The organism is Sphingosinicella microcystinivorans (assembly GCF_027941835.1).
Taxonomy (GTDB): domain Bacteria; phylum Pseudomonadota; class Alphaproteobacteria; order Sphingomonadales; family Sphingomonadaceae; genus Sphingosinicella.
On the sequence record NZ_CP116005.1, the window covers coordinates 2,027,955 to 2,054,590 of the forward strand.

Here is a 26,636-nt window from a genome sequence, read left to right on the forward strand (position 1 = left end):
ACAGCCTAGGTAAAAGCGACAAAGATTGCAACGTGATGCAAAACAATAATGGGAGAGGATCATGGCCCGCATCGCCAATTTCGTTAACTTTCAGGCGAAACCCGGCAAGGATACCGAACTGGGCCAAGCGCTGGCCGCGCTCGTGGAACCTACCCGCAACGAATCCGGCTGCATCCGCTACGACCTGTATTCCGGCGACGGTGGGCGCTGGTCCGTCCATGAGATCTGGCGCGATGAAGCGGCAATCCAGTTCCATCTCGAACAGCCTTATATCGTTGACTTCATTGAAAAGATGCCGGGCCTCATTGCTCTTGACCCTGCGGTTTCCTCCTATCGGCCCGTGGATGTAAGGGTATAGGAAGGAAAACGCGTTGTAATAAGATGACCGCTGCGATAAAGGGGCGGCACAATGGGGAGTATGTTGGGCAATGTCTCAGCCGGTAACCGATGACGCAGACGCGTTGAGAGGTCTGGATTTCAGGCATCTTCGGCTCGTTCGCAGCGGCGTGCGTCTGGACGTGCAGTTGAACAGGCCCGACGCCGCAAACAGTCTCAATGATCGTCTTATCATGGAACTCGGCCGGTTGTTCTCCGCCCTCTATTGGCGCCACGACATACGCCTCGTCACGCTCTCCGCTGCTGGCAAGCATTTCTGCGCCGGGCTCGATATGAAAGAGCGCAAGGGCCGCGCGGATCCGACGGTGAACGGCGCGCTGGTGGCGCAGCGCAGGATCAGCGAGATCGTGATCGCAATGCGGCGATGCCCGCAGCCAATTATCGCACGGCTGAACGGCGCCGCCAGCGGCGGAGGTTTTGCAATTGCACTCGCCGCGGACATCCGGATCGCGACGCCTGACCTCAGAATGAACGCCGCCTTTGTAAAAATCGGACTGAGCGGCTGCGATATCGGCGTCAGCTATTTTCTTCCGCGTATCGCCGGTGCGGGGGTGGCATCGGAGTTCTTGCTCACGGGACGTTTCATGGACGCAGAGCGGGCCTTGCGTGCAGGACTGGTGTCTGCGGTCGCACCGGACGATGAACTGGACGTGATCATGGAGGGCTTCGTCGAGGACATGCTGGCGACCTCTCCGCTCGGCTTGCGGCTCACCAAGGAAGCGCTCAACATCGCCATCGACGCGGCCGGGCTCGAACAGGTCGTGGCCATGGAAGATCGCAACCAGATTCTGTGTACCTACGAACCGGATTTCGAGCAGGCGCTGGAAGCCTTCCGAAACCGTTCAGAACAGCGCGCCAGAAGCTGAGGCAAAAAAATTCAATCCATTCCTTCCGGAGGAACGATCCATGAAAATCACAGGTATCAAGGCCCATATCCTGAAGCGCACGCCGCCGATCTACAAATGGAAGGAACAATGGGCTGCGCGCAGTCTCGATCACGTTCTCGTTCGGCTTCTGACGGATCAGCCCGGGATCGAGGGTCAATGCCTTACCTACCTGATGAGTCCGATGGAGTTCAAATACGCACTTCCGGGCCTCCAGTCGGTTCTGGTGGGCCGCGACCCGCATGAAGTCGAGGCGATCTCGTTCGAGCTGACGGATCGGCTGGAACGTCCGACGCCCGTGGCGAGCGCCATCGACATTTGCCTCTGGGATCTCATCGGCAAGGCACATGGCGAGCCGATTTACCGATTGCTGGGCGCCGCGCGCAATCGCATTCGCGCCTACGCCAGCACCTTCTACTACGAGACCCCGGAAGAGTACTGCAAGCTCGCGCTCGAGTGCCGGGACCAGGGTTTTAACGCATACAAGATACATCCCTCGGGCATTCCGGAGAAGGATATCATCATCTGTCGCAAGGTTCGCGAGGCGGTCGGCGATACGATGGACCTGATGCTCGATCCCATCAATGAGTATGATCGGCAGGGTGCGCTCAAGGTCGGCCGGGTTCTCGATGAGCTTGATTTCTACTGGTATGAGACCCCGATTCCCGATTCCGATATTGAAGGCCTTCGTCTTTTGAGCCGTGAACTGGATTTGCCGGTCACGGCGGTGGAAAGCGTGAGTCAGGGACTTCGTGCCTATCCGCAATATCTCGGCGCCGTCGATTCCATCCGTGCGATCGGCGACTGGATCGGCGGCATATCCGCCATGCGCAAGGCTGCGGCCTTCTGCGAAGCCAATCAGATCAAGTTCGAACCACACAGTTATGGCACGGTCAGCATCATGGCGGCGCACCTGCATGTCATGCTTGCAACGCACTATTGCGACTTCGTGGAAATCGCGGTGCCCAAGGGCTGCCTCGATATCGGCATGAAGGATACGCTGTGGATCGACAGCGACGGCTGGGTCAACGCGCCCACGAAGCCGGGCCTCGGTTACGAGGTCGACATGGAGGAAATCGAGCGTTTGACCGAGGAAGTGCTCGAAGTCGGCGCGATGGATGAATCGAGCCGTATTTCCGGGCGCAAGACGGCCTGGACCTGAGGCGAGCGGCGGAAGAAGCCAGACAATGGATCGCAATGACCTCCTGCCGATAACGCTGAACAGCCGGTATACGGTTGAGAGTGGGCCGGTTTATCTGACCGGGGTTCAGGCCATGCTGCGCGTTCTGATCGATCAGACGCGTTCGGATCGTGCTGCGGGCCTGAATACGGCAGCGCTGGTCTCCGGCTATCCCGGTTCTCCTCTCGGCGGCGTCGACACCGAGATCATGCGTCACGCCCCGATCTTCGAGGCGGAGCAGGTGTTTCATCAACTCGGCCTCAACGAGGAGCTTGCAGCAACGGCGATCTACGGCACCCAGATGCTGCATCAGGTGCCGAAGCCGAAGTATGATGGCGTCCTCGGCATGTGGTTCGGGAAGTCGCCGGGCGTCGACCGGGCGGCCGACGCGTTCCATCATGCGAATTTTCACGGCACGGGAAGAAATGGCGGCGTGCTTGCCGTGGCGGGCGACGATCCGCATGCGCGCTCGACGATTCTGCCCTCCGATTCCAATACGATCTTCAGCAGCTTTTACATGCCCGTGCTTGCCCCGGGCAATGTTCAGGAAGTGCTGGATTATGGCCGTCATGGCTATGCGCTTTCCCGCGCAGCCGGGTTATGGGTCGGTTTCAAGCTGATTTCCGACATCGCCGACTCTTCGGCTACCGCGCTCGTCGGCCTTGATCGTGTGGCGCCCGTTGTTCCGGAGGTTGTCTACGATGGCCAGCCTTTCAAGCCCGCCTTCCATTCCAACGAGGCCGGTCCCCCGATGCTCGAGCGGGAGCGGGAAATCTATTATGGCCGGCTCGAAATTGCGCGCCGCTATGCCCGCCTCAACGGGCTCAACCGGATTGTCGGCGCGCGCGCGGGCGCTCGACGCGGTATTCTGACGGGCGGCAAGACCTACTACGATCTTCGTGAAGCTCTGAAGCTCCTCGGCATTGACGATGAGGCGCTCGACGCTCGCGGCATTCGTATTCTCAAAATGGGACTTCTCTATCCGTTCGACCGCGAAACCGCGCTCGAGTTCGCGGACGGCCTCGCCGACATTCTCGTCGTCGAAGACAAGCGTCCCTTCCTCGAACTCTTCCTGAAGGACGTGCTGTACGGCAGGCAGAGCATGCCGGGGATTTCGGGACGAAACGACACCGACGGCCGGCTTTTGCTGACGGCTTGCGGTGAGCTTTCGGTCGATATCATCAAGACGGCGGTGGCCCGGTGGCTCGGGTTGGAGGTCTCCCAGCCGGCCGCGCCGGCCGCGAACCTCCCGCTTTCCACGACGCGGACACCCTATTTCTGCTCGGGCTGCCCCCACAACCGGTCGCTCCGTGTTCCGGAAGGTTCCGTCGTCGGCGCGGGAATCGGCTGCCACATCATGACCTTGTGGATGGGCAAGGTGATGGGAGAAGCAACCGGTTACACGCAGATGGGCGGCGAAGGCGCGCAATGGGTCGGGTTGCAGCGCTTCACCGGGACCAACCATTTTTTCCAGAATCTCGGCGATGGGACGTATGCGCACTCCGGCAGCCTTGCGATCCGTTTCGCGGTCGCAGCCAGTGCGAACGTCACCTACAAGCTGCTGTACAATTCGGCAGTGGCGATGACCGGCGGCCAGGACGTGTTTGCCGGCAAGACCGTTGCGGGGATCGTCGACCAGCTTGCTGCCGAAGGCGTTCAGCGTATCGTCATTACCACGGATGAGCCCGAGCGTTATCGGGGCAAGACGCTGCCGGCACTCGCCTCGGTCCGCCATCGGGACGAACTGCTGGAGGTCGAGCGGGAACTCGCCGCCGAGAATGGCGTCACGGTGCTCATCAACGATCAGCAGTGTGCGGCGGAAAAGCGACGCTTGCGTAAGCGCGGCGCGCTGGAGAAAAAGCCGCTCAAGGTCTACATCAACGAGCGCATCTGCGAAGGATGTGGGGATTGCGGCGTCAAGTCGAATTGCCTCAGCGTGGAGCCTGTTGTCACGGAGTTCGGTCGGAAAACGCGGATCAACCAGACGTCCTGCAATTCGGATTATTCCTGCCTGCTCGGCGATTGCCCGTCCTTCATGACTGTCGAAGGCGGAATGAACGAGGATCGGGTAGATTCCGTTGGTACTCCGTCCGTCACTCTTCCTGATTCCGATTGCCGCCTTTCCGACGATGGCTTTTCGATGCTGATGGCTGGTATCGGCGGCACGGGAGTCGTTACCGTCAACCAGATTCTCGGCATGGCGGCAGCGCTTGCGGGCTTGCATGTCCGCTCGATCGACCAGATCGGCTCGAGCCAGAAGGCGGGGCCGGTCGTCTCCATGCTCCATGTCGATCGACAGCCGTTGGACGGCGCGGTCCGCATCGCGGCGGGGACGGCGGATACCTATCTTGCCTTCGATCTCCTCACGGCGGCGGATCCGGTGCACCTCGCCGTGGCATCCAGCGACAGAACGGTGTTCGTGGGCAATACCGATGCGGTGCCTACGGGCGGAACGGTTACGGAGGTCGGTCTCCACTATCCGGAAAAGGAAGTGCTCGTTTCGCGCATTCGCGCGAATGTGCGGGAGGTGGCGTTTGCGATCGACGGCCTCCATGCTGCACGCCGTCTCTTCGGGAACGAGGTCGCCGCCAACATGATGATGATCGGTGCGGCCTATCAGGCCGGAGCGCTGCCGATTCCCGCTGTGGCAATAGAAGCTGCCATCGAAATGAACGGCGTGGCCGTACAGACAAACATCGACGCTTTCCGGTGGGGGCGCTACGCGGTCATCGACCGTGTCGGCTTTGATGCTGCCGTGAATCGGCGGGACGGGCCGCCGATCACCTGGCCGGAGATTCCGGGGGCGTTCATTGCCCGTATCGGCGCCATTGCGCCGGACGAAGGGCTCGCAGAACGCATTTCAATTCGCGCCGGCGAACTGATTGCCTATCAGGATAGCGGATACGCTGACGACTATCTGCGTTTTCTGGAAGACGTCGCCGGGCGATCGGCAGGAATGGATCGTCATGCAGCCTTTATCGAAGCTGTTGCGCTGAATCTTTATAAGGTAATGGCCTACAAGGACGAGTACGAGGTCGCGCGACTGTTCGTGGAAGCGTATGACCGGGATCGTCATTCCGGCCGCCTCGGATCAGGTCAAAGCTTTGGCTGGTGGCTGCATCCGACTTTCCTGCGCAAGATTGGCGTCAACAGGAAGGTGCGTATGAGCCGCTGGTTCATACCGGTCGCGCGTCTTCTGGCGAAGGCAAAGCGGTTACGCGGAGGCCCCCTCGATCTGTTTGGCATCGGGATCATCCGCAGTCGCGAGAAAGCCCTCATTTCCGACTATCGTGCGACTGTTCTTCGGGCACTGGAAAACGGGGGGCAGCCGTCCCTGCTCATTGATATCGCGAATCTGCCCGATGTGGTCCGCGGATATGAAGATGTGAAACTCCGCAACATCGAGACTTATAACGAACGCAAGGCGCAACTGATGTCGCAGGCGACCGGATCGAAGAGAGTATCGGACCCTGTCGACAAAATGGTTTCCCACTTGCACTAGAAATTTTGCCCTTGATTGTTGCTATGTGGCACTGATGCCTTTCTAGGCCTGATATTCGTGCGACGATCTTCGCGTGGCGATATGCCAAATTGCGTCCGGTAAGCTTGGGAAAAGCTCGATTGTGATACGAACCCGTCGTGTTGGCAATTTCAAACATCGCCTGCCGAGTATCGGCGATCAGGAGCCTTGCGTGGGTCAATCTCACCTCGCGCGCGAACTCGGATGGCGTCATACTCTCCCCGGGGCCGGTGCGCCGATGTGGGGAACGGTCCGGCCCGTCAGTCCTGGCGATGCTTGCGGAGTTTACGGGCGGCGGTTGCCGTTGACAGGCCGGTAAGCGCGGCGACCGAACGGGCCGTGCGCGCCGTTTTCGCGACATTGGCGAAGTAGCGGTGCTCAAACGCTTCGAACGCTTCCTTGTAACGCGCGAACGCCCCGGCTGGGCCAGGTCTTGCGGTGTTCCGGTCTTCGTCGTTGAAGACGAGGTGGCCCGCGGTCAGCACCGGTGAATCGGCGAGCGACGCCGAACGGAAGATCACGTTTTCGAGCTCGCGCACGTTACCCGGCCAATCGGCCGCCTGAAGCCGCTCGATCGCGCATTCGGAGAGCGACAGGCACGGCCGTCCGATGCGAACCGCTGAACGCGCGACGAACGATGCGGCAAGCTTCGGTATGTCTTCCCGGCGCTCGCACAGCGGCGGCGTGTAGATGTTGAGCACGTTGAGCCGAAACAGCAGGTCCGGCACGTCTTTCAGCGCTATGCAGCATTGCTCTCGCTCCGTGCCGTTGCCGAGGAGCTTGCCCGGGATGGTTATCGCACGAAGCGGCGCGTTTATCGGGACGGGCGCATCGTCGGTGGTATCCCGTTCACAGTTGGACCGCTGGCTTACCTGCTGCAGAACCGTATTTACCTCGGCGAGGTCGTGCACGGGGGCCGCCATATCCCGGTGAGCACGAAGTCATCATTGACGCAGATCTTTGGAACATCGTGCAGCAGAAGCTGGCATCGCGTGGTCCCGGCCTGTTCGCCGGGGAATGCCGCACGGGTAGTTCGCCGTTGATCGGTCTCCTGCACGATGGCATGGGGCGGCGCATGACGGCGACCCACGCGACGAGGGGGAGCAGGCGCTATCGCTACTACGTGACGCGCGAGCCATCGGGCGAGGAACCGGCATGGCGCATCGGTGCGCACGACATCGAGGCGATCGTCGAGGGGCGGGTCAAGGCACTTCTGTCGGACGCGGACCGCGTCCGGCGCATCGCGATCGGTATCGACCCCCGGCAGGCGGAGGCTGTGGCATGCGCGGCTGCGCAGATGGCAGGTGCAGCGCTGCTTCCGAAGATCTCTCATCTTGGTCTCCAGCGTATCGATCTCCACGAGGACCGGGTCGACATGATGATCGGCGAGCGGGAGTTGCTCCGGGCCTGCGGCATGGCAGTCCCCGGTGATCACGACGCGGTGATCGCGATCGCGGCCTCCGTCACCCGCGTGCGTCGTGGGAATGAACTGAAACTCGTCGTTCCGGGGCCCGGGGGCATGCCATCGCGAACGCCGGATCCCCAGCTCGTCGACCTCGTCGCCGAGGCATTCACCTTGAGGGAGACGATGTTGGCGACCGGAAAGCCGGTGAGCGTGGTTGCCGCGGAAGCTGGGAAGTGCCGCAAGCGTATGACGCGTCTGCTACCGCTCGCGTGGCTTGCGCCCGACATCGTCGAGGCGATCGTCCAAGGTTCCCAGCCCAGCAGTTGCAGAACACCTTGCTTCCCATCCAGTGGCCGGAGCAGCGCACGGTGCAGCCCTGACCTGCAACATGGGGCGATGGACCAGCGCCTTCGAGCGCTGTTCTCGTTGCAGCGCTGCCGCATCAGCCCACCATCGCGCATACCGCAAATGGGGTCTGCATCATCGCCGATAGAGACACCGGGGAGATTTAGGCGCTGTCAGTCCCGAAACGGAGACGCTCTCGCCTCACGGCAGGATGACCGCGCGTCCAAAGCCCGCAGAACTGCGCCGGTCTTTGCCTTGCTCCAAAAGCAAGCGCCTGAATGTGCTGGGTCTTAAAATGGGTGGTGCGTGGCGCAGTCCCAAGCGAATGGGTCTTTGGAGAGGAAAACGGGAAGATAATGGGAAAACCCGCTCCCACGGCGGCGGGCGCGTGGGGAAAGCGGCGGAGCTGCGTGCGTTTCGGGGCAAATTCCCGTCTACAGAAAACGGGAACGTGCCGGTATGGAAACGGCTATGCTGGCGGGCATGACGGCAGGTTTCCATGGAGAACCCGGACTTCCCGAGGTCAAGGAGCTGCGGACCCGGACGCTCGACCGCGCGAAGCGTCCCCGTGCGCCGCGCGGGCGGGCGGGCAAGCGCCGGATGGCGGCGCTCGGTTTCGAACCATGCCCGGTCGCGGACGAGTCTCTACCGCTGACCGAGGATGAACGCGCGAGGATCATGACGCCGCTGGCACTGGGCCGCTTCGATCCGGGCATCGCGGTGAGGCTCGAGGAACTCAAGGCCGACTACCGCCGCTGGCGACAGCAGCCGCCAGCTTCGCGCGAGGAGGCTGCCTACGAGCTCGCGATGATCGCGCACCTCGCGTGGAAGCGGAAGCAGGCCGGTGCCGATGTCCGGGCCATCGAGGCCGCGCTCAGGAGGCTGGTCGATCGCCCCAACGACCATGCCCAGGCCCTGTTGTGGGCGGCATGGCTCCGTCATCCTCCCCCGACGGGCCCGGACCTGCGCCGCTACCTCGAGGGCAAGACCATCGACTGGGACCTCGTCGGCGAAGCCGCGGCCACGGCGTGGGGCGATACGCATGGCGGGGATATCCCCGATCCCACGCTGGAACTCGCAATCCAGCTGCTCGTCGAGCTGTTCGAGGCCACCGGCCGCACGGCCACGTGGTCGCGCCGAACGGAGGGGCCGATCAGCGGTGACGGTGAGCTACGCCAGCTTGCCGGTTCGGCGTGCGGCCGCTTCGTGGTGGCCTTCTTCGCGGCCGTCGATCCCGGCGTCAGCGAGACACATGCCTCGAACCTGCTGCGCGGATTGCTGCATCTCAGGCGCCAGCGTCGAGGCTGAGCCACCACCTGTCCATTCTCTTGCATATTCCGACTCGGCCACGATCGTGGAGTTGGGAACCTCCATAATTCGTAGTGGAGGTTGAGAGTGACAGGAATCCCTACCGGGGGCCACGAGCTCGTCGATGTCGCCATCGACAGCCTGAAGCCCTATCCCCATAACCCGCGTGAACACCCGGAACGCCAACTCCAGATGCTCGAGGCGAGCATCCGGGCCTACGGGTTCAACAACCCGCTGCTGCTGGCGCCAGACCTCTCGGTGATCGCCGGTCACGGCCGGCTCCTCGCCGCCCGGCGGCTCGGCATGACGCACGTCCCGGCGATCGTCCTGCCGCATCTCGACGAGGCGATGCAGCGCGCCTACCGGGTCGCCGACAACCAGCTCGCGCTCAAGGGCGAATGGTCGTTCGAGCTGCTGCGGCAGGAAGTGGCGTTCGTCATGGAGCTGGACATCGAACCGCTATCGCTCGGGTTCGAGACCCCGGAGGTCGATATCCTCCTGCTCGGCCCGAACGGTGGTGCCGATGAGAGCGGGGCAGCAGAGGCCGTGCCAGACGTCGACCGCGACCGGGCGGCGGTCAGCAGGCCCGGCGACCTGTGGAGCATCGGCAGGCACAAGGTGCTGTGCGGCGATGCCCGGCAGCGTTCGAGCTACGAGCTGCTGCTCGGGACTGCCCGGGCGGCGGCCGTCATCAGCGACATGCCGTTCAACGTGCCCGTGCAGGGGCACGTCGGCGGCCTGGGCAAGGTGCGTCACCCGGAGTTCCCGATGGCCTCGGGCGAGATGTCGCGCCCGGCGTTCAAGGCGTTCATGGCGGAGGTGTTCCGCCCGCAGGCGGCGTTCAGCGCGCCGGGCGCGCTCAACTTCCAGTTCATCGACTGGCGCTCGGTCGGCGACATGATCGCGGTGGGCGAGGAGGTCTACGACACGCTCGTCAACATCTGCGTCTGGGTGAAACCCTCGGGCGGCATGGGCTCGCTGTGGCGCAGCCGGCACGAGCTCGTCTGCGTGTTCCGGGCCAAGGGGGGCAAACACGTCAACAACGTCATGCTCGGGCGTCATGGCCGCAACCGCACGAACGTCTGGGAATACGCGGCCCCGTCCGGGTTCGGGCCGGAGCGCGACAAGCTGGAGCTGCATCCCACCTGCAAGAACGTCGACATGATCGCCGACGCGGTCCTCGACTGCACGCGACGCGGCGACGTCGTGCTCGACGCGTTCCTCGGTTCCGGCACCACGCTGCTCGCCGCCGCGCGCACCGGCCGGGCCGGCCACGGCATCGAGCTCGATCCGTACTACGTCGACCTCGCGGTCACGCGCCTTGCCGAGGCGACGGGGCAGGAGGCGCGGCTTGCGGACGGTACGTTGTTCAGCACTGTCCGGGAGAACCGCGCGGGAGGGCATGACGATGTCTGAAGAGGACAAGGAAGACCTGCCGGAGTTCGAGGTCGGTGACGAGACCGAGGGGCCGCGGCGTCCGAAGCGGCAAAAGCTGCCGCCCTCGCCGTTCTACAAGGGCGACAACACCGGAGGCTATGGCAACCCGCCGGTACGCACGCAGTTCAAGCCCGGCGGCAAGGGCGGCCCCGGTCGTCCGCGCGGCCGCCACTCGCTCGAAGCCGCACTGCAGAAGGTGCTCAGGGAACCCGTCGCAGTGAAGACCCCCGACGGCCGGAAGGCCATGTCCTACGCCGAGGCGCTGACACGCCGCGTGGCGGAAAGGGCTCTCCGCCCTGACGCGCCCATCGGCATGGTCGAGTTCGCCTTCGAGCTTCTCCAGAAGCATGGCCCCAAGGACGAGGAGAACCAGCCCCGGCCAGATGCCGTCGGTAAGCTCTCGTTTGACGAAATAAAACTGCTGCTCCAGTTGCTCGCACGATCTTCCGATGGCCCACAACGACCGAAGAATGCGGCGTTATGGGGATTATACAACGTCGATAACATTGTCGGCGACTACCGTGCCTACAAGCGCGAGGATGGCCTCTTGGGCCTCGAACGCATCGACATGAAAACCATCACCGTAAAACGTGATGATGACGCCAATAGCGGTGAATAGGGCGTATCATGAACCCCTGCAGGCGCGGCGAGTGAGCCATGAGCATCACCGCGCCTGCTTGGTGATCCAGCGTGCAAGGCCTGCATCGACGGCACGCTCGGCGAGGTTGCAGACATCCCACAGCTCTATGCCGGCGGCGCGTGCAGCCGGTGCCAGCGAGCCCGTCACCGTGTGCGCGGCGACGACGCGGCGGTCGATACTCCCGTTCGCCCGCAGCGCCGCCGCGCAGTGTTCCAGCCCCTTGCCGTCGATCCTCGACTTCACCTGTATCGCCATGCGCTGGTCTGCCATCGGCAGCTCGGCGACGAGGTCGACATCCGGCATCGTGCCGCCGAGACGGCTGCACCGCCGCCAGCCCTCGCTGGCGATCAGCCTGTCGACGGGAAGCTCGAAGTCCGCCCAGTGCAGTTGCTGGATCACCGGCACGAGGGCGACGACGAGTACCTTGTGCTGTCGTTCCGCCGTCTCCACCAGCGGGTCGGGGATATCGTTGATGACGCGCAGCAGGTAATCGGCAGCCGCCACGTTGCAGAGCGTGCGCCGGTAGCCGGCGAGTTGGGTGAGGCGCGACGACAGCCGCTCCATCGCGAGCGGCGCACTGGCGATGCTCTCGGATCGCCATCCGCCGATCGCCGCGCGGTATCGCGTCCGGCCGTCCGCGGTGGGCGCCTCCAGCATGACGACCTCCGTCTCGGCGAACGCCCACCAGAGGTGCCCGCGCGCGAAGCATGTCCACAGGCAGTCACGCCCGAGGGTGTAGAAGTCCCGCACCTCGCGCAGGTCCTGCGTCGCCTCCCGCGGCGCGCGGCCGGCATCGACGTAGTGCTGCCGCACCATCGCCCAGTCGCCCCGCGCCGCGGGCTCGTGCGGGTCGCTGGCGGTGCCGAACCAGAGCTTGCCGCCATCGAGGGCGGCATCGGCCCATGCGCCGCCCGGTCCCGGCTTCAGGTAGCGTACGCTTGCCGCCTTGATCTCCATGTCCACGATGTCCGCCACGCTCCGCGCATACGATCAGTGACATGCACATCCGCTTCGTTCGCAGGCGAAGTCAACAACGATGTCACTGATCGTCTGTAGATCGATGGGCGACACCGGGGTCTTGATCGGCGCGTGGACATACGCACGCGCCTCGGCAGGAACATCCGCCGTCTCCGGCAGGACCGGGGCTGGAGCCAGGAGGACTATGCCGACCGTGCCGGCATCCACCGCACCTACGTCAGCGACATCGAACGCGGCGCGAGGAACCCCACCATCACCGTCGTCGAAAAACTCGCAGGACCCCTGGAGGTCCCGCCCGGAACACTCCTCGATGGAGACGGGTGACTGCAAACGCGCCAAGAGTTCCCGGATTTCCGCGGCCTCCGCGAGAAGCTCGCCGCTTGGCCGGAGGTCTGCCAAGCTCCTTTCCTCGAGTTCGGAATGCTGCTGTTACGTCTGGACCACTTTCTCCATGTCATGTCTGGACGGCGCCCTGCGATCAAGGGTGTTTTGCAAAATGGATAGAATCGGGTGCATTCATGTCTTCGGCCTGCTGACGTGAATGTTCTTCACTGGCCCTGATGTTTGTCCGCAGATCCGTTGGCCCCTATCACCTCATCGCGCTTTTCTGCGCAGACCCGGCGTCGGGCTTTGCGGATTATGTTCGATCCTATCACATCATTGCATGGTCACCCAAGATTCCTCGATTACTTATTGAGCAGGAACGCTGCGGTAGCGGCTATTCTGGCTCATGATTGCAAAGACAAGACGGGCGAGCTTATTGGCCAATGCCACGGCAACCAGCTTGAACGGCTTGCTTTCCAAGAGCCGGTCAGCCCAGCATCGCAGCGCGTCACTGTGCTTTTTGCGATGATAGAGCACGGCATGCGCGCCGACGACGAGCAACTTCCTGAGATACGCATTGCCCATCTTCGAGATTCGACCAAGCCTGGGCTTGCCACCAGAGGAGTTTTGCCGCGGCACCAGCCCCAGGAACGCCGCGAACTCGCGCGATCCGGAAAAAGCTGAGGGGTCACCGACACTGGCAGACAGGGCCGAGGTCGCAACGGGGCCGATTCCAGAGATCGACATCAACCGGTTAGACACGGGATCGCTTTTGGCGAGTTTGACAATCGCCGCATCGGCCTCTGTAATCCGCACATCGAGGTAATCGAGTTGTACAGCCAGCGGCAAAAGGGCTGCGCGCACTTCCTCGGGAATACTCTCATCGCCTAGGTGCAGGATGTCTGCGAGCGCGCGGGCATGGCGGGCTCCTTGTGCAGCGATGATACCGATCTCGGCGAGATGCCCACGCAAACCGTTGAGGATCTGGGTGCGTTGGCCAACTAGCATCTCGCGAACCTTGTGTTGCATCAGGACCGCCTGGTTGGCGATCGTACAGGGCTTGATGAATCGCATAGAGGTGCGCGTCGCCGCTTCGCCGATCGCCGCAGCATCTGTGGCGTCATTCTTTTGCCGCTTCACATAGGGCTTCACATAAGCGGGAGATATCAGTCTGACGTCATGGCCGAGTACGGCAAGTTCGCGAGCCCAATGATGCGCCGAGCAGCATGCCTCCAGCCCCACCACACATCGCGGCAATGAGGCGAAAAATGGAATAACATCTCGCCGCCTCAGCATCTTTGCCATCACCGGTCGATCGGCGCCATCGACCGCGTGGACGTAGAAAATATGCTTGGCTAGATCGAGGCCAACGGTAACGACTGTCATCAAATCAGGTGGTAACTTGCTCATGGACGGTATTCCTGTGCTGAATCGCTTCGATAACGACACAGCCTGGCAGCGGGGCTTCCCGAATCAATCGCCAATCAGAGCGCTGAGGATCAGCGTGCAATAGGCACCCCCTTCGTGGGGTGATCGGCGTGCAAAAAAGTTCCGGTGTCAAGTCCTTCGTGCAGATCACGCGGGGCTGAAACCGCATATGGGACAGCAGGTTAGCTCTTTTCAAGGCCGCTTTACAGAACTGCGGCTTCGTAGGCTAGGAGCTACATAGGAGCGTCGGGAGAGAAGGACACATCGCACTGCGTCGTGCTGGATTGCTGAGGAACGACGAACCTGCCGCATCATCATAGCCCACGAATTCGCATTCGTAGCTCGTCGGTTTCAGCATCAAATGGATTGTGGAGTTCGCCGACTTCGGTCCCCAGCCTGGAACAATCCGCATCCTTTTGACAGTAGCCCACCCCTGCCATCCCGTATCAGGAACAACGCGCTCAGTCCCTGCCGCGTCGCGAGTGCCGTGCCGGCTTCGGGGCCAGTCACCATGAGGGCCGTTGCCCAGGCGTCGGCTTCTGCGCAGGTCGGGGCAAGCACGGTAACCGACGCTGGCGAAGACAGCAGCGGCGCGCCCCGCTGCGGGTCCATCGTGTGCGACAAGTAGCGTCCCTGCACCGTCACACCGTGCCGGTAGTCGCCAGAGGTGGCGACAGCGCCATCCTGGAGGCACAGGATCGAATGCGGCGCGCGGCTGTCTGGATCGGGCGCTTCGACCGCGATTGTCCATGCCTCGCCATCGGGCCGCAGGCCCAGTGCGCGCATCTCACCGTCGATGCCGACCAGTCCTGCGGCGATGCCGAAGCTGCCCAGGGTTTGCGCCAGCCGGTCCACCCCGTAACCCTTGGCGATGCCATTCAGGTCGAGCACGATGGCTTCCCGTTTGCACACTTGGTTGCCCGTCAGTTCCAGCACCTCGTGGGCCGCGCGTCGGGGTGCGGCCAAGGCGCGGCGTATGCCTTCTTCATTGGTGGCTTGCGGGCCGAAGCCCCAGGCTTGCACCGCATCGCCCATGCCGATGTCGAAGGCTCCGCCGGAAGCGCGTCCGATGGCCAGGCCCAGGGCCAGCACGCGGGCCAGATCGTCCGGCACCACGGCTGATGCGCCCGCCGGCGTCCGGTTCAGGCGCATCAGGTCGCTGTCCGGATCCCAGGTGGACATCTGCATGTCCACCTCGTCGCTTGCCTGCTGCAAGGCTGCCTGCACCGGGCCGGTGTCGAATCCCGGCGCGGCGAAAAACAGGGCGGACCAGCGCGTGCCCATGGTGGGGCCGTTCAGCGCATGGCGGATCAGCTCAGTAGATGTCTTCGACATAGCGGTCCCCGGCCTTGAGCATCGCAGGCGTCAACCCGGCAGGCTTCAGAATGTCGGTCAGTGCATCGGCCACACCGCGCGCCATATCCCGCCCTCCGCACACCATGATCCTGGCGCCCTGGCTGATGGCCGCTGTGATCCGTGGCGCTTGCTGTCGCAGGGCATCCTGCACGTACTGCGGCCGCTCTCCGCGTGAGACTGCGATGGACAGATGAGCCAGCTTGCCATCGGCCTGCCAGCCCGACAGCTCATTGCGGTAGAGAAAATCGCTGTCGGGCTGGCGCAGTCCGAAGAACAGATGAACGGGGCGGTGTGACTTGTTGTTGCGTATGAAGCCCGCCAGTGGCCCGACCCCGGTGCCTGCCCCGATCAGGATCAGGGGTATCCGATCGCGGCCCGCATGGAAACCCGGATGGCGCCGCAAGAATCCCTGGGCCGTCTGGCCTGGCTCCAATTGAGTCAGTTGGCCCGAGGTCAGGCCGCCGACATGCTGGCGCACGACGATTTCGATGAAACCGTCCCGTGATCCCGATGCCAGGGAATACAGGCGGGGGATCGCCGAGCCTTCGGGTACGATGCCCAGCAGGTCGCCTGGCTCGAATCGCGTGAAGCGTTGGCCCGTCAGGCGCTGCCAGAACGACGCTTTGGGCAGCGCGAAGCGCAGGATCGACATCGGAGCCTGCACCGCCGCGCCATAGTCGTGGCGCTCCAGCAGGGTCAGCGTCTGGATGGCCGGAAGAGTCGGTTGGTGGGCGAGTTCCAGTTCGATGCCAAGCGCCTGGCCCAGTATTCGGCCCCAGCGGGCAAAGTCCTGCGGCGACTGGCGGTCGATAGTGTCGAAGGCCATCAGGGCAGGCCAGCCCTTGTCCCGAGCGACGTTGTCCACAGCGCAGGCGAATGCGCAGAAGGCCGGGAAGCTGCGGTCGCCGAAACCCAGTACCGCCACAGGAGCGGTGGGCGCGGTCTTCAGGCTCTGGAGCTGAACGAGAAAGCCCTTGGCCGAGGCTGGGGCATCGCCCTCGCCATAGGTGGCGGCGAGGATCAGAAAGCGCCGCGCCCGACGATAGCGTGCGGGCTGGAAGGCTGCCATCGAGGTCACATGCACCGATTGCCCTGCATCACGCAAGCCACGAGCCAGCGTCGCGGCAAAACCCCAGGTGCTGCCGCCTTCGGAGCCCACCAGCACGATGGTGTCGGCCTGCGCGGCGGGTGCGTTGCCTATAAGCCGGGGGCGACTGCGCCACCCCGGCAGCCAGACCAGTATCCCCGTCACGGCCAGTATCGCCCCCCCCATCGCCATCACTCCCAGGAACAGCCCGAACACGGCAGCGCCCTGCCCGGTATGCAGCATGTAGATCGTCTCCGACGCGCGTTGCCCGAGGCTCAGGTCCTGCCAACCCAGCAGGGTGCCGGTTCCCTGATCCACATATCCCACGCCCCGGTCGGTTCTCAGGGTGAACATGTCCTGCGGATCGTCTGGCGCGGGAAAGCTCAGCTCGCGCAGTTCGGCCACCGGCGTGACGCGCAGGGCTTGCATCTCGGTCAGCGCCAGGCCGGCCTGACCGCTGACCGTGGCAGGCGTCTCCAGGCTGGCGACATCGATCGTGACGATCTCGAAGGTTTGGGCCGACATCCACAGTGCGGTCATGGCGGACAGCGCGAGCCCCAGCACCGTCACACGCGCGATGTCGGTATGCAGGCGTCCTGCGAGCGGGCCACGCAGGCGTGCCAACCAGTGTCGCCAGCCTCCCAGGCGACGGGCTACCAGCACCGTGCCGGAAATGGCCAGCAGCAGCATCGCCAGCGCGCCCGCTGCGACGATCAGGCGGCCGCTGTCGCCCAGGAGCAGCGAGCGGTGCAAATTGGTGAGCCAGCGCCGCAGCGGATTCGGGTCGGCGCTGGCCACATCACGGCCTGTGGCCGGGTCGATCACGGCCGAACCGGGCTGGTCGCCATCGAACCACCACGCACTGATCTGCCCCGAGGGTGCGCGCCTGATCTGTTCCAGGCCGGGATGAGCTGCTTGCACCCGCGTGGCCAGATCAGCGACTGTCAGCGTGGCATCGGGCTGAAAGGTTCGAGCAGTCTCCAGCGCCGGAAAGAGCGAGAGTGCCGCGCCGCTCAGCGCCGTGACAACCAGCAGGACGGCCAGCACGAGGCCCAGCCAGCGGTGCAGGATACGCATCATCGCGGCAGCTTCCGATCAGGATCAGAGGCCGTAGCTGAAGCCGGCGACATAGCGCCGCCCGGCGACGGGCTTGCCAGCCCCGGCGGTCGTCAATGGCACCGAAACGTCACGTGGACTGTCCTGCATATCCTCCGCGGCGGCATCCACGTTCAGCTTGTAGCCCGCATCGAACAGGGCATCGGCCAAGTCCACCGTCACCTTCAGGCTGCGGCCTGCACCCACGCTGGCACCAGTGATGCCATCGATCTGCGAGCGGTTGCCGCCAGTCGCGCGATACCAGTCCGGCAGGTGCTTGTAATACTTCGATTTCTCACCCGCGACCCACAGTGTGCGCACATAGGCGCCGTTTGCATCGGTCAGGTACAGCGCCAGGTAGGCGCCATTGCCGCCATAGTTCTTGAGCGCGGTGGTCAAGGTGACCGGACGTGCCGCAGCCAGGTTAGGCAGCGCCATGGCTGCGGACAGGGCCAGGCAAGAGACGAGCTTTTTCATGATGATTCCTTCGCAAGTAGAACGATGTCGTTCGTGGAGGTGCAGGCGCCTCTAGCGCAGCGCGAACACCTCGTGATGAACGCGACGCGGGCGCTGCCCCGTCGCCTGGAGTCCCGACACGACCGCATCACGCAGGCCAGCCGGTCCGCAATAAAACAGCTCCGATTCGCACAGCGGGAAGGGCACCAACTGGATTAGCCGTTGCGCTGTCAAGCACCCGTCTTCGGCGCTGGCCATGACATGCACCGTCAGGCCGGGATGGCGTGCGGCAATGGTCGCCAAGCGCTCTGCGGCGAAAGCTTCGGGTCGCGTCGTCACCACCCAGACCAGAGCGATCTCCTGCTGCTCGGCATCGGTCAATGCCTCGGCCCAGGCCAGGAAAGGTGTGATGCCGATGCCGCCGGCCAGCCATACCTGGCGCCGCACGCGCCTGCGGAAAACGAACCGACCGTAAGGCCCCTCGACCCGCAGGCGCTTACCGGGTGACAGACGTTCGGGCAGACGCCGGGTCCAGTTGCCCAGGGATTTGATGGCGAAGCGGAGGCGACCGTCCGCACTCGGCGCACTCGTTATGGTGAAGGGATGAGCCTCGGCCATCCCCACATCGGAGGCCGACAGGAAGGCGAACTGACCCGGCCGCCAGCGCAGGGCTCGCCCTTCTGGGCGCAGCGTCACTTCCGCGACCATTCCGTGTTGGTCGATGTTCTCCAGCACAAATGCACGCGGACGCAGGTACGGTGCGACGAACTGCATGAACAGCCACGCCGTCACCCCTGCCAGGCTCAAGGCGTTCAGGTACAGGCCCAGCGTGCCATCCAGGCCGGCGGGCTGATCGATGGCAAGCTGGTGGAATGCGGCGACGGCAAACAGAAGCCCTGTGAAACGGTGAGTGAAGCGCCAGATCGGCCAGGGCAACTCCAGTCGAGTGAAGGGAATCCGCTTGATCCAACTGATCAGGATCAGCCCGATGAGGCCATTGAATGCGACTTCACCGATGTCCGAAGCAAATTCCCCCAGTCGCGTTTCGCGCACGACATTTTCCAGCTCGGGCTCGAAGGTGTTGTGCCCGATCATCAGGGCCAGTGCGGCAATTCCCAGCCATTTGTGAACCTCATACATCCGATCGAGCCCCCCAAACAGGGGTTCGGCCCAACGCGGGCGTGCGGACAAGACCAAGGCCAGACTCATGGCAGCAATGGATGCCGCGCCCAGTGCAATGCCTATTGCGACGTCCGCACCGTAGGGTGCATAAGTCTGTGCACCAAGCACGGCCGCGTACAGAACGGCCAGGGTGGCCAATATCGGTCCCGTCAGGTACATGGCGCACTCCTTAGCGCGTGCCCTCCGGCGCCGCCGGGGCGGGCGGGCGCCGCGATTTGTCATCAGAGGGCTTGCCCGTCTTGGCCGCTTGACCCCGCCCAGCAGGCAGGTAGCGCGACGAGTCGGCGCCAGAGCGGAAGCGGACCTCCAGTTTCTGGACCGCGAGCGATGCCGGGTCGATCTTCAAACGAATCTGGTTGCCGTCACCGTCCCGGCCACGGACTTCGTAGCAGCCATCGTCGATGCGCAGGCGCTCTGTCGTGATGCCCAGTTCGGTTACACGGGCCGTAACGGTTTCGCGGGACTGCCATTCGGCCATGGGTCGGTGGCAATCGTCGTCAGCCAGCGCGGCACCAGAGGCAGTCAGCGCGATCACTACGGCAATCGGCAGGAATGTTTTCATGGTGAGCTCCTTTATCCTTCGATGGCTTGAGGATGCTCTGCTAACGTGACCGCAGCCTGAGCCCTGAGCGAAAATTGCTTCAGGTTGCCGTCAGGTATGCCGTTGCGTCGGCCCATAGAGGAAAGGTTCAATGCGTGTCCTGCTGATTGAAGACGACGACGTGCTGGGCGCAGCCGTGCGCGACCAGATTGCGAGCGATGGCCATTCCGTGGATTGGGTGCGTCGCCTTGATGCGGCGGACCATGCGATCGCGGGCGTGCCTTACGACCTCGTTCTGCTGGACCTGATGTTGCCCGATGGCCGGGGCATTCCCTTCCTGCGGCGCCTGCGCGCGCGGGGTACGGCCATACCGGTCATCATCCTGACGGCCCTTGATCAGGTGTCAGACCGGATCGAGGGGCTGAATGCCGGCGCCGACGACTATCTCGTGAAGCCCTTTGATCTGGCCGAATTGTCGGCGCGCATCGGATCGGTTGCGCGTCGATACAGCGGCAACCCCAATCCCATCGTCATCCATGGATCACTCCAGATCGATCTGGCCGCACGCAGCATCCGTCGTGACGGCCGCCTGGTGCCGCTGACGGCGCGCGAATGGGCGTTGTTCGAGGCATTCCTGTCCCGACCCGGCCAGTTGCTCTCGAAAGCGCAGTTGGAGGAAAAGCTCTATGCCTTCGATGCCGAAGTGGAGAGCAACGCCATCGAGGTGCATGTCAGCCGCCTGCGCAAGAAACTGGGCGCCGAGATCATCGTGACCGAACGCGGACTGGGCTATCGGTTGGGGCAGGCATGAGGGTGCCCGGAAGCCTGCAGCGGCGCCTGGGGCTTTCGCTGGGAGTCCTGCTGACGGGGCTCTGGATCGGTGCCGCCTCAGTGACGGCGGTCCTGGCGCGCAATGCCATCGAGGAAATCTTTGACTCGGCCCTCCAGGAAACGGCGCAGCGAATCCTGCCGCTGGCAGTCGCAGACGTTCTTGGGCGTGAAGAAGAAGGGGTGACCCAGCGCCTGGCCGAAATCCGCGAGCACAACGAACTGCTCACCTATGCCGTGCGCGATGCCCAAGGACGCATCCTGCTGCTTTCGCACGACGCCAACCCGGTGGTTTTCCCTCATTGGAGTGGCATCGGATTCAGTCAGTCCACAACCCACCGCTTCTACAGCGAAGAGACACTGCAAGGCTCTATCCGGCTCACTGTCGCCGAACCGCTGGCGCATCGCATGGTCATGGCGCGTGAAATCCAGATGGGTTTGGTTCTGCCCTTGTTGATTTTTCTGCCCATTGCGCTGCTGGCCATCGTGCTGACCGTGCGTACGACCCTGGCCCCCTTGCGGCGCTTCCGTGAACGGCTGGCGGCACGTGGGGTACGCGATCTGTCGCTGGTCCCGGCGGATGAACTGCCGGCAGAGGTCGCGCCGGTGGCCGACACCCTGAACGGCTTGCTCGGGCGGCTCGGCGCCGCCTTCGAAGCCGAGCGCAGCTTCGCCGCCAATGCCGCCCATGAACTGCGCACGCCGCTGGCGGGCGCCATCGCGCAGGCCCAGCGCCTGCAGGCAGAGACGGGCGACCCGGCGGCAAAGGCCCGTGCATCCGATATCGAAGCGACACTCAAGCGCCTGACGCGGCTCTCCGAACGCTTGATGCAACTGGCACGGGCCGAAGGCGGACGGCTGCGCCTGGAACAGGTCTCGGATCTGCGGCCCGTAGCGCGCATCCTGACCGACGAGTTGTCTCGTACGGCGGGCGCGGATCGAATCTCCCTGTCGCTGCCGGACGATCCCCTGATGTCGGATCTCGATCCCGACGTGTTCGCGATCCTCTATCGCAACCTCGTCGAAAACGCCCTGCGCCATGGCGCGGACGGCACGCCCATCCATGTTTCGCTGGCCAGCGACGGCGTACTGACGGTCGCCAACGATGGGCCTGTCGTGCCGAACGAAACCCTTGCCCGGTTGGCGGACCGATTCGAGCGCGCGGGAAAGCTCAGGGATGGCAGTGGTCTTGGGCTGGCGATCGTCCATGCGATTGCCCAGCGCATCGGCAGTGCGTTGGTCCTGAAGTCGCCGAGGCCCGGACAGGATTCAGGCTTCGAGGCATGCCTGACTCTTCCCACTACAATGAGTGATAACCACCTGTTGATCGGCTCGGGCAGTCGTTTTGGTAATTCGCCGAGCTGAATACACGGTCAGCTTGGCTTGGGAGCCGCGGTCTTGCCTGCGCTTCCCTTCCTGAACCCCCGATCTCCGGCCATGAAGGCTTCCAGCATGTGCGGGATCAGTGTCGCCGCATCGACCACTTCGCCATAGGTCTGCGCGTGCAGCGCGGCGTACTGGTCGAGCTTGGTTTTCAGGCTGGCCGGACAAGCAAAGGCCAGCTTCGTGGATTCCATTTTCGGCAGCGGCCCTAGCCGCAGCTTGCGCGTCGTCATCGTGAAGCCCCCCGGTTGAAGAAAAGCGGTTGGTACGGCCGCAGCACCAAATCACGGTTGACGATGATCCTCACCGGCAAGCCCGGTCGGGCCGTCAACGTCGGCTGAATGGTCATGTTGCGCCGGGTGATTTCCTGGCCGACCTGATTGACGCTGTCCTGCGCGCTGTCGCGTCCGGCGATGACGATGCGGTTGCCGTCCTGGCGGTTCTCCGGCGCGGCCAGCTCGGCACCCACACCCAGCAGCGTCGTCAACACGGCGCCGGCGAAGATGCGGTGGTGACACGCCTCGAAGAGGAGACCCGGATCGGCAAAGGCGGGACCCTGGCGGCGCAGCTGTCGCGGCTCGACCTGATCGTGCTCGACGAGCTCGGTTATCTGCCGTTCGCCCGCTCGGGAGGGCAGTTGCTGTTCCACCTCATCAGCAAGCTTTATGAGCGGACCAGCGTCATCATCACCACGAACCTCGCCTTCGGCGAATGGCCGACCGTGTTCGGCGATCCCAAGATGACCACGGCGCTGCTCGACCGCGTCACCCACCACTGCGATATCGTCGAGACGGGCAACGACAGCTGGCGCTTCAAAAACCGCAGCTGACAGCCACCTTCGGCGCCTTCAAAAATCTATCTTGCGCTGCGCGCGCCTCCGGTCGGGCTACGCCCGCCCTCCGCCGCACGCAGCGCAAGGCCATCTTCAACAAACCAGCATCATATTATCCGAAAAGGGGGTCCCTCTTCGACGCCGATCGGGGGTCCCTTTTGAACGCCGTTTGACACCATCACCATGAGGAGTGGAAGCGAAGCCCGTTCAACCAGCGAGAATATTGCGCGTTCCATGGGCTGCCATTGAAGCGGTTCGGCAACTGGCGCGACCGGTTCAAAGCCGAGGAGAAGGTGCACCAGGCGGGGCTGTTGTACCGTCGCGGCGGGCTTAGTCATATGTCCAGTCATATGACTGACAGGGAAAATGGGCCGCTGTCGACGGGCTATGTTCCTTCGGGCCGAGCGTTGCCCGAGAGCCGGCGCAACTTCCGGCTTAGCGACAAGAAGCGGATCGTTGCGGAAGCGATGGCGCCGGGCGCCTCGGTATCGTCGGTGGCGCGCCGCTATGGGATAGCACCGCGGGTATTGTTCCGCTGGAAACAGGGGTTGGTTCCCTCGGAGCCCGAGCCGGTGTTCCTACCGGTGACGGTGAGCGATGATCCGGTTACGGCTGACGGATCCCCTGCGATGCCTACTCTGTCCGTCCCTGCAGCCGGTGCCGCGGTGATTGTGGAGCGGCCGCGCGACGATATCGGGGTCGAACTGGTTGGTGGCCGGCGTCTGCGCTTTGCCCGCGACACCGATCCGGTAACGGTACGGGCGATGATCGACATGCTGGAAGGAGTGGCGTGATGATGCTGCTCCCCACTGGCACGAGCGTGCGGATACATATCGCAGCCGGTGTCACCGACATGCGCAAGGGCATGGATGGCCTGGCGATGCTGGTGCAGAACGTGCTGTCCGCCGATCCGTTCTCGGGTCATCTGTTCGCGTTCAGGGGCCGCAAGGCCAATCTGATCAAGATCCTGTTCTGGGATGGCAACGGGCTGTGCCTGTTCACCAAGCGGCTCGACCAGGGCAGCTTCATCTGGCCACAGGCGACCGATCGCGGCGGCAAGGTGGTGCTGAGCTCGGCCCAACTGTCGCTGCTGATCGAGGGGATCGACTGGCGGGTGCCGGAGCAGGTGTGGCGGCCGGCAGCGGCGGGATAGAATACCACCAATGCCGCAGAAAAGCTTGGGTTGTGCGCTGATCTGCAGTATAAGCGGACATGCGGCTCGATCTTGACAATCTGCCTCATGATACGGTGCTGCTGCACCAGCTGGTGCGCGACATGGCGGCGATTGTCTCGACCCGCGACGACGAGATCGAGCGCCTTCAGGCGATCATCAAGAAGCTCCAGCGGATGCAGTTCGGGCGGCAGTCCGAACGGCTCGATGCCGACCAGTTCGCGCTTGGCCTGGAGGATCTCGATGCCGATATCGGTCGTATCGAGGAGAGCCGTCCGGTCGTGGTCGGGTCATCGGCGCGGCCACATCGTGAGTCGCTGCCCGATCACCTGCCGCGCGAGGATGCGCTGATCGATACCGATCACGATGCCTGTCCGGACTGTGGCGGCGTATTGCACGATATCGGTGAGAGCATCAGCGAGATGCTCGACTGGGTGCCCGCCCAGCTTCGCGTGATGCGGATCACCCGACCCAAATATGGCTGCCGGGCCTGCGGGACGATCCATCAAGCTCCCGCGCCGGAACGCCTGATTGCGGGTGGCCTCGCGACCCCTGCGCTGATCGCGCAGGTGCTGACCGCCAAATATTGCGATCACATGCCGCTTTATCGGCAATCGCAGATCTTCGCCCGGCATGGCGTCGATCTTGCCCGCTCGACGCTGGCCGGGTGGGTTGGCGGTGCATGCTGGTGGCTCGAAGCCCTGCACGAAAAGCTGTGCGCAGATGTGTTCGCGTCCGACCACCTGTTCGCCGACGATACGCCGGTGCCGGTGCTCGATCCCGGACGCCGCAAGACCAAGACCGGCAGATTATGGGTTTATGCCCGCGAGCAACGTGGCTGGAATGGTCCTGCGCCACGTCGCATCGCCACCCTTTATGAGATCGAGGCGGCGATACGCGGACGATCGCCGGCGCATAGGCTGACTCAGCGTCAGTCATCCTCGCGGCCGCATCTTGCCGCCATGAAATGCTGGCTGGAAGATCAGCTCGCGCTTGTACCTGCGCGCAGCACGCTGGCCGAGGCCATCCGCTATGCGCTTGGCCGGTGGAAAGGGCTCACGCGCTTCCTTGATGACGGCCGCATCGAACTCGACACCAATCCGGTGGAGCGGGCGATCCGGCCGATCGCCCTTGGCCGCAAGAATCATCTGTTCGCCGGCAGCGACGGCGGCGGGCATCGCTGGGCGGTGATCTGCTCGCTGATCGAAACCGCAAAACTCAACGGCGTCGAACCCTATGCCTGGCTCAGCGACGTGCTTGCCAGCATGGTCGACGGCCAACCCGCCAATCAACTCGACCAACTCTTGCCGTGGAACTGGACAGCTCAAAATCCCATCAACCGCGGATGACGTGCAATCGCCAAACGCTTACGGGTAACCGAACACCTTATCCATGATCGGTATCGCGGCTGGCTAACGACGGTATTTTCGGTATTACCCGTTGATAGTAGGGACTTTCTCCCCTTCGCGGCGATCGCCCGATCCGATTTGGGGCTTGCACCAACTACCACGCAAGTGGGACGGATTTTGCCCCGACAGGCACCAAAGTGGGATGGAAATAGTCGATGCCCAAGCCAAAGTGGGACGGATCCGCGCATTTCCGGTACAAGATCGAAACGAAGGCGGCATGAAGTGCGACGCCCGCGGGGACTTCGAGTTCCCCGGCAGGACTCGAACTTGCTGGTCCGGCCTCTCACCGCGATTCGTGTCCAGGAACGAAATTCCCGTCCAAGTACTTTTTCCAGTTTTGAGAAGCGGGTGCGCACAAAACGCCCCCTCTTTCTGTTAAGCTTCAGGCCTCGGCCGCTACAGACCGCCCATAGCAAGCGCGCAAAAAGCTGAACCATGCCGGAACGCCGGCGGTCAGATGAGTTTCTAGCGGGATAATCTCGGTCGATACTTGCAGGCCCGGCAACGGATGAAGCGCGGTCTCAGCGAGCAGTTCAGTAGTGCCGCGCGCTACGAGCCATTGGTAGATGGTTTGCTGCGTGAGTTCTCGGGCTGCGATCGTGACGTGCAGTCGCCGGCCAGAATAGTCTTCCTTTGAATCGAGAGCCTGCTGGTACAGCTTGAAGATCTGGCTGTTTTCGATGATGCCTGGACTGCCCGCGCCTATGCGTTTGAACAGGCTCGACCGTTTGATCGCGACATAGGCCGCGAAGAGGCCGCCATAAGAATCGCCCCACAGCCCCACGTTCTCCTCATCTATTCGGAACTTGGCAGCCAGCGTCGGATGCAGCTCTCCTTCCAGAAAGCCAAGGAATTTGTCTGCGGCGGGTGTGCTGAACATGGTGAGGTAAGCGTCGCCCTTCTCCTTAGATAGGAGTCCGGCCTGGACCGCATATTCCACCGCCTGAAGCATTGCTTCCGGAATAGCTTCACCTGGCGGGAGCAGGTCGCGAACGCGCAGCCACTGCCAATCCTGACTTTGCGCGTCGGAATAGCCAACCGAGACAAGGATGAAAGGGATCACGGGCGATAGGCTGTCTCTCGGCACGGCCTGATGAAAGGGAGCTGTAGCGGGGAAAAAAAGATTTCCATCCACCTGGTAGACGACCGGGAAACTCTGCGTCTCGTCGGCGTCATACTGCGCGGGAAGAGAGATCCAGGCGGAAAAGCGCTCACCCGCTATGTTGGAGTCGATTTCGAAATAGCGAGCTGAGGGAAATAGCGAGCCGAACGGAGGTGCGGACTCGGCAAGTTCGACTGAGTTATCCATGGATTCCCTTCCGCTTCGATTCTTAGCGACATCTTATGCTTGTATCGCAAGTCTCGGGTGCATTTTGGCTAAAATCAGTTCCCTCGTGCAAACTTTCTCAAAAACAGCCGCAAAGGCATTTTACGGAGTGCCGCCAGAAGCG

Annotated in this window: 25 protein-coding genes and 2 pseudogenes; 16 read left to right on the forward strand and 11 right to left on the reverse strand. The window is 63.2% G+C overall.

Going from position 1 to position 26,636, the window contains the following annotated elements; all coding sequences use genetic code 11:
* Positions 1-61 precede the first annotated feature (61 nt).
* The 4 genes from PE061_RS09910 to PE061_RS09925 all read left to right on the forward strand — a co-directional run bounded on the left by PE061_RS09910 (position 62) and on the right by PE061_RS09925 (position 5,962).
* On the forward strand, positions 62-358 hold the full coding sequence (locus tag PE061_RS09910) for a putative quinol monooxygenase (RefSeq protein WP_271258919.1): 297 nt from the start codon (positions 62-64) through the stop codon (positions 356-358).
* A 70-nt stretch (positions 359-428) separates the two neighbouring features.
* Positions 429-1,262, forward strand: coding sequence for an enoyl-CoA hydratase/isomerase family protein (locus tag PE061_RS09915; protein ID WP_271258920.1), 834 nt, complete (start codon positions 429-431; stop codon positions 1,260-1,262).
* Between the two features lie 40 nt (positions 1,263-1,302).
* Positions 1,303-2,442, forward strand: a complete 1,140-nt coding sequence (locus PE061_RS09920) for an enolase C-terminal domain-like protein (RefSeq protein ID WP_271258921.1) — start codon at positions 1,303-1,305, stop codon at positions 2,440-2,442.
* A 25-nt stretch (positions 2,443-2,467) separates the two neighbouring features.
* On the forward strand, positions 2,468-5,962 hold the full coding sequence (locus PE061_RS09925) for an indolepyruvate ferredoxin oxidoreductase family protein (RefSeq protein ID WP_271258922.1): 3,495 nt from the start codon (positions 2,468-2,470) through the stop codon (positions 5,960-5,962).
* Positions 5,963-6,240: 278 nt separating this feature from the next.
* Here PE061_RS09925 and PE061_RS09930 read toward each other — a convergent pair whose 3' ends face one another.
* Positions 6,241-6,708, reverse strand: coding sequence for a hypothetical protein (locus PE061_RS09930; protein ID WP_420794387.1), 468 nt, complete (start codon positions 6,706-6,708; stop codon positions 6,241-6,243).
* A 21-nt stretch (positions 6,709-6,729) separates the two neighbouring features.
* Between PE061_RS09930 and PE061_RS21765 the strand changes: the two genes are divergently transcribed.
* The 5 genes from PE061_RS21765 (at position 6,730) to PE061_RS09950 (ending at position 11,094) form a co-directional block, all read left to right on the forward strand.
* Positions 6,730-7,023, forward strand: a complete 294-nt coding sequence (locus PE061_RS21765; RefSeq protein WP_420794388.1) for a recombinase family protein — start codon at positions 6,730-6,732, stop codon at positions 7,021-7,023.
* A 32-nt stretch (positions 7,024-7,055) separates the two neighbouring features.
* Positions 7,056-8,024, forward strand: a complete 969-nt coding sequence (locus tag PE061_RS09935) for a hypothetical protein (RefSeq protein ID WP_271258924.1) — start codon at positions 7,056-7,058, stop codon at positions 8,022-8,024.
* Between the two features lie 165 nt (positions 8,025-8,189).
* Positions 8,190-9,038, forward strand: a complete 849-nt coding sequence (locus tag PE061_RS09940) for a hypothetical protein (protein ID WP_271258925.1) — start codon at positions 8,190-8,192, stop codon at positions 9,036-9,038.
* Between the two features lie 87 nt (positions 9,039-9,125).
* Entirely contained in the window at positions 9,126-10,454 is a 1,329-nt protein-coding gene (locus PE061_RS09945; RefSeq protein WP_271258926.1) for a site-specific DNA-methyltransferase, read from the forward strand.
* Positions 10,447-11,094: a DUF5681 domain-containing protein gene (locus PE061_RS09950; protein WP_271258927.1), complete on the forward strand. Its 648-nt coding sequence runs from the start codon at positions 10,447-10,449 to the stop codon at positions 11,092-11,094. Before PE061_RS09945 ends, PE061_RS09950 begins: the two co-directional genes overlap by 8 nt.
* Positions 11,095-11,139: 45 nt before the next feature.
* Here the strand turns inward: PE061_RS09950 and PE061_RS09955 are convergent, their stop codons facing one another.
* Entirely contained in the window at positions 11,140-12,090 is a 951-nt protein-coding gene (locus tag PE061_RS09955) for a restriction endonuclease (RefSeq protein WP_271258928.1), read from the reverse strand.
* Positions 12,091-12,204: 114 nt separating this feature from the next.
* Between PE061_RS09955 and PE061_RS09960 the strand changes: the two genes are divergently transcribed.
* Positions 12,205-12,417: a helix-turn-helix domain-containing protein gene (locus PE061_RS09960; protein WP_271258929.1), complete on the forward strand. Its 213-nt coding sequence runs from the start codon at positions 12,205-12,207 to the stop codon at positions 12,415-12,417.
* Positions 12,418-12,783: 366 nt separating this feature from the next.
* Here PE061_RS09960 and PE061_RS09965 read toward each other — a convergent pair whose 3' ends face one another.
* From PE061_RS09965 to PE061_RS09990, 6 genes are all read right to left on the reverse strand, one after another.
* A complete protein-coding gene (locus PE061_RS09965) occupies positions 12,784-13,803 on the reverse strand; it encodes an IS110 family transposase (RefSeq protein ID WP_271259171.1) in 1,020 nt (339 codons plus the stop codon).
* Between the two features lie 399 nt (positions 13,804-14,202).
* Positions 14,203-15,180: an FAD:protein FMN transferase gene (locus PE061_RS09970; RefSeq protein WP_271258930.1), complete on the reverse strand. Its 978-nt coding sequence runs from the start codon at positions 15,178-15,180 to the stop codon at positions 14,203-14,205.
* Positions 15,161-17,368: a PepSY domain-containing protein gene (locus tag PE061_RS09975; protein WP_271258931.1), complete on the reverse strand. Its 2,208-nt coding sequence runs from the start codon at positions 17,366-17,368 to the stop codon at positions 15,161-15,163. The genes PE061_RS09970 and PE061_RS09975 overlap by 20 nt, the downstream gene beginning before the upstream one ends.
* A 21-nt stretch (positions 17,369-17,389) precedes the next feature.
* On the reverse strand, positions 17,390-17,860 hold the full coding sequence (locus PE061_RS09980; protein WP_271258932.1) for a DUF2271 domain-containing protein: 471 nt from the start codon (positions 17,858-17,860) through the stop codon (positions 17,390-17,392).
* 51 nt (positions 17,861-17,911) lie between these two features.
* Positions 17,912-19,180, reverse strand: a complete 1,269-nt coding sequence (locus tag PE061_RS09985) for a ferredoxin reductase family protein (protein ID WP_271258933.1) — start codon at positions 19,178-19,180, stop codon at positions 17,912-17,914.
* Between the two features lie 10 nt (positions 19,181-19,190).
* Entirely contained in the window at positions 19,191-19,583 is a 393-nt protein-coding gene (locus PE061_RS09990) for a PepSY domain-containing protein (RefSeq protein ID WP_271258934.1), read from the reverse strand.
* Between the two features lie 130 nt (positions 19,584-19,713).
* On the opposite strand from PE061_RS09990, the gene PE061_RS09995 reads away from it, so the two are divergent.
* Positions 19,714-20,373, forward strand: coding sequence for a response regulator transcription factor (locus PE061_RS09995; protein ID WP_271258935.1), 660 nt, complete (start codon positions 19,714-19,716; stop codon positions 20,371-20,373).
* Positions 20,370-21,755, forward strand: a complete 1,386-nt coding sequence (locus PE061_RS10000) for an ATP-binding protein (protein WP_271258936.1) — start codon at positions 20,370-20,372, stop codon at positions 21,753-21,755. The genes PE061_RS09995 and PE061_RS10000 overlap by 4 nt, the downstream gene beginning before the upstream one ends.
* An 8-nt stretch (positions 21,756-21,763) precedes the next feature.
* Here PE061_RS10000 and PE061_RS10005 read toward each other — a convergent pair whose 3' ends face one another.
* Together PE061_RS10005 and PE061_RS10010 are read right to left on the reverse strand one after the other, a co-directional pair.
* Complete coding sequence (locus tag PE061_RS10005; protein WP_271258937.1) at positions 21,764-22,006, reverse strand: DUF2274 domain-containing protein; 243 nt, start codon at positions 22,004-22,006, stop codon at positions 21,764-21,766.
* A pseudogene (locus PE061_RS10010) lies at positions 22,003-22,281 on the reverse strand (TrbI/VirB10 family protein); the annotation flags it as partial. The gene PE061_RS10005 and the pseudogene PE061_RS10010, both read right to left, overlap by 4 nt.
* Here PE061_RS10010 and PE061_RS10015 point away from each other — a divergent pair.
* From PE061_RS10015 to tnpC, 4 genes and pseudogenes are all read left to right on the forward strand, one after another.
* A pseudogene (locus tag PE061_RS10015) lies at positions 22,282-22,602 on the forward strand (ATP-binding protein); the annotation flags it as partial. It lies immediately after the preceding pseudogene.
* Positions 22,603-22,850: 248 nt separating this feature from the next.
* Positions 22,851-23,399, forward strand: coding sequence for an IS66-like element accessory protein TnpA (gene tnpA, locus PE061_RS10020; RefSeq protein WP_271258938.1), 549 nt, complete (start codon positions 22,851-22,853; stop codon positions 23,397-23,399).
* Positions 23,399-23,758, forward strand: coding sequence for an IS66 family insertion sequence element accessory protein TnpB (gene tnpB / locus PE061_RS10025; RefSeq protein ID WP_271258939.1), 360 nt, complete (start codon positions 23,399-23,401; stop codon positions 23,756-23,758). The genes tnpA and tnpB overlap by 1 nt, the downstream gene beginning before the upstream one ends.
* Positions 23,759-23,817: 59 nt before the next feature.
* Positions 23,818-25,125 carry an IS66 family transposase gene (gene tnpC / locus PE061_RS10030; protein WP_271258940.1) on the forward strand — a complete coding sequence of 436 codons (1,308 nt, stop codon included), beginning with the start codon at positions 23,818-23,820 and terminating at the stop codon, positions 25,123-25,125.
* 442 nt (positions 25,126-25,567) lie between these two features.
* On the opposite strand, the gene PE061_RS10035 is transcribed toward tnpC, so the two are convergent.
* Positions 25,568-26,494, reverse strand: a complete 927-nt coding sequence (locus PE061_RS10035) for an alpha/beta hydrolase (RefSeq protein WP_271258941.1) — start codon at positions 26,492-26,494, stop codon at positions 25,568-25,570.
* Positions 26,495-26,636: the final 142 nt, after the last annotated feature.

What these genes read in the sequence shown, in the direction of transcription:
- PE061_RS09910 (WP_271258919.1), top strand. Translation starts at nt 62, where the DNA reads ATGGCCCGCATCGCCAATTTCGTTAACTTTCAGGCGAAACCCGGCAAG.
- PE061_RS09915 (WP_271258920.1), top strand. Translation starts at nt 429, where the DNA reads ATGTCTCAGCCGGTAACCGATGACGCAGACGCGTTGAGAGGTCTGGAT.
- PE061_RS09920 (WP_271258921.1), top strand. Translation starts at nt 1,303, where the DNA reads ATGAAAATCACAGGTATCAAGGCCCATATCCTGAAGCGCACGCCGCCG.
- PE061_RS09925 (WP_271258922.1), top strand. Translation starts at nt 2,468, where the DNA reads ATGGATCGCAATGACCTCCTGCCGATAACGCTGAACAGCCGGTATACG.
- PE061_RS09935 (WP_271258924.1), top strand. Translation starts at nt 7,056, where the DNA reads ATGACGGCGACCCACGCGACGAGGGGGAGCAGGCGCTATCGCTACTAC.
- PE061_RS09940 (WP_271258925.1), top strand. Translation starts at nt 8,190, where the DNA reads ATGGAAACGGCTATGCTGGCGGGCATGACGGCAGGTTTCCATGGAGAA.
- PE061_RS09950 (WP_271258927.1), top strand. Translation starts at nt 10,447, where the DNA reads ATGTCTGAAGAGGACAAGGAAGACCTGCCGGAGTTCGAGGTCGGTGAC.
- PE061_RS09965 (WP_271259171.1), bottom strand. Translation starts at nt 13,803, where the DNA reads ATGACAGTCGTTACCGTTGGCCTCGATCTAGCCAAGCATATTTTCTAC.
- PE061_RS09970 (WP_271258930.1), bottom strand. Translation starts at nt 15,180, where the DNA reads ATGTCGAAGACATCTACTGAGCTGATCCGCCATGCGCTGAACGGCCCC.
- PE061_RS09975 (WP_271258931.1), bottom strand. Translation starts at nt 17,368, where the DNA reads ATGATGCGTATCCTGCACCGCTGGCTGGGCCTCGTGCTGGCCGTCCTG.
- PE061_RS09980 (WP_271258932.1), bottom strand. Translation starts at nt 17,860, where the DNA reads ATGAAAAAGCTCGTCTCTTGCCTGGCCCTGTCCGCAGCCATGGCGCTG.
- PE061_RS09985 (WP_271258933.1), bottom strand. Translation starts at nt 19,180, where the DNA reads ATGTACCTGACGGGACCGATATTGGCCACCCTGGCCGTTCTGTACGCG.
- PE061_RS09990 (WP_271258934.1), bottom strand. Translation starts at nt 19,583, where the DNA reads ATGAAAACATTCCTGCCGATTGCCGTAGTGATCGCGCTGACTGCCTCT.
- PE061_RS09995 (WP_271258935.1), top strand. Translation starts at nt 19,714, where the DNA reads ATGCGTGTCCTGCTGATTGAAGACGACGACGTGCTGGGCGCAGCCGTG.
- PE061_RS10000 (WP_271258936.1), top strand. Translation starts at nt 20,370, where the DNA reads ATGAGGGTGCCCGGAAGCCTGCAGCGGCGCCTGGGGCTTTCGCTGGGA.
- PE061_RS10005 (WP_271258937.1), bottom strand. Translation starts at nt 22,006, where the DNA reads ATGACGACGCGCAAGCTGCGGCTAGGGCCGCTGCCGAAAATGGAATCC.
- tnpB (WP_271258939.1), top strand. Translation starts at nt 23,399, where the DNA reads ATGATGCTGCTCCCCACTGGCACGAGCGTGCGGATACATATCGCAGCC.
- tnpC (WP_271258940.1), top strand. Translation starts at nt 23,818, where the DNA reads ATGCGGCTCGATCTTGACAATCTGCCTCATGATACGGTGCTGCTGCAC.
- PE061_RS10035 (WP_271258941.1), bottom strand. Translation starts at nt 26,494, where the DNA reads ATGGATAACTCAGTCGAACTTGCCGAGTCCGCACCTCCGTTCGGCTCG.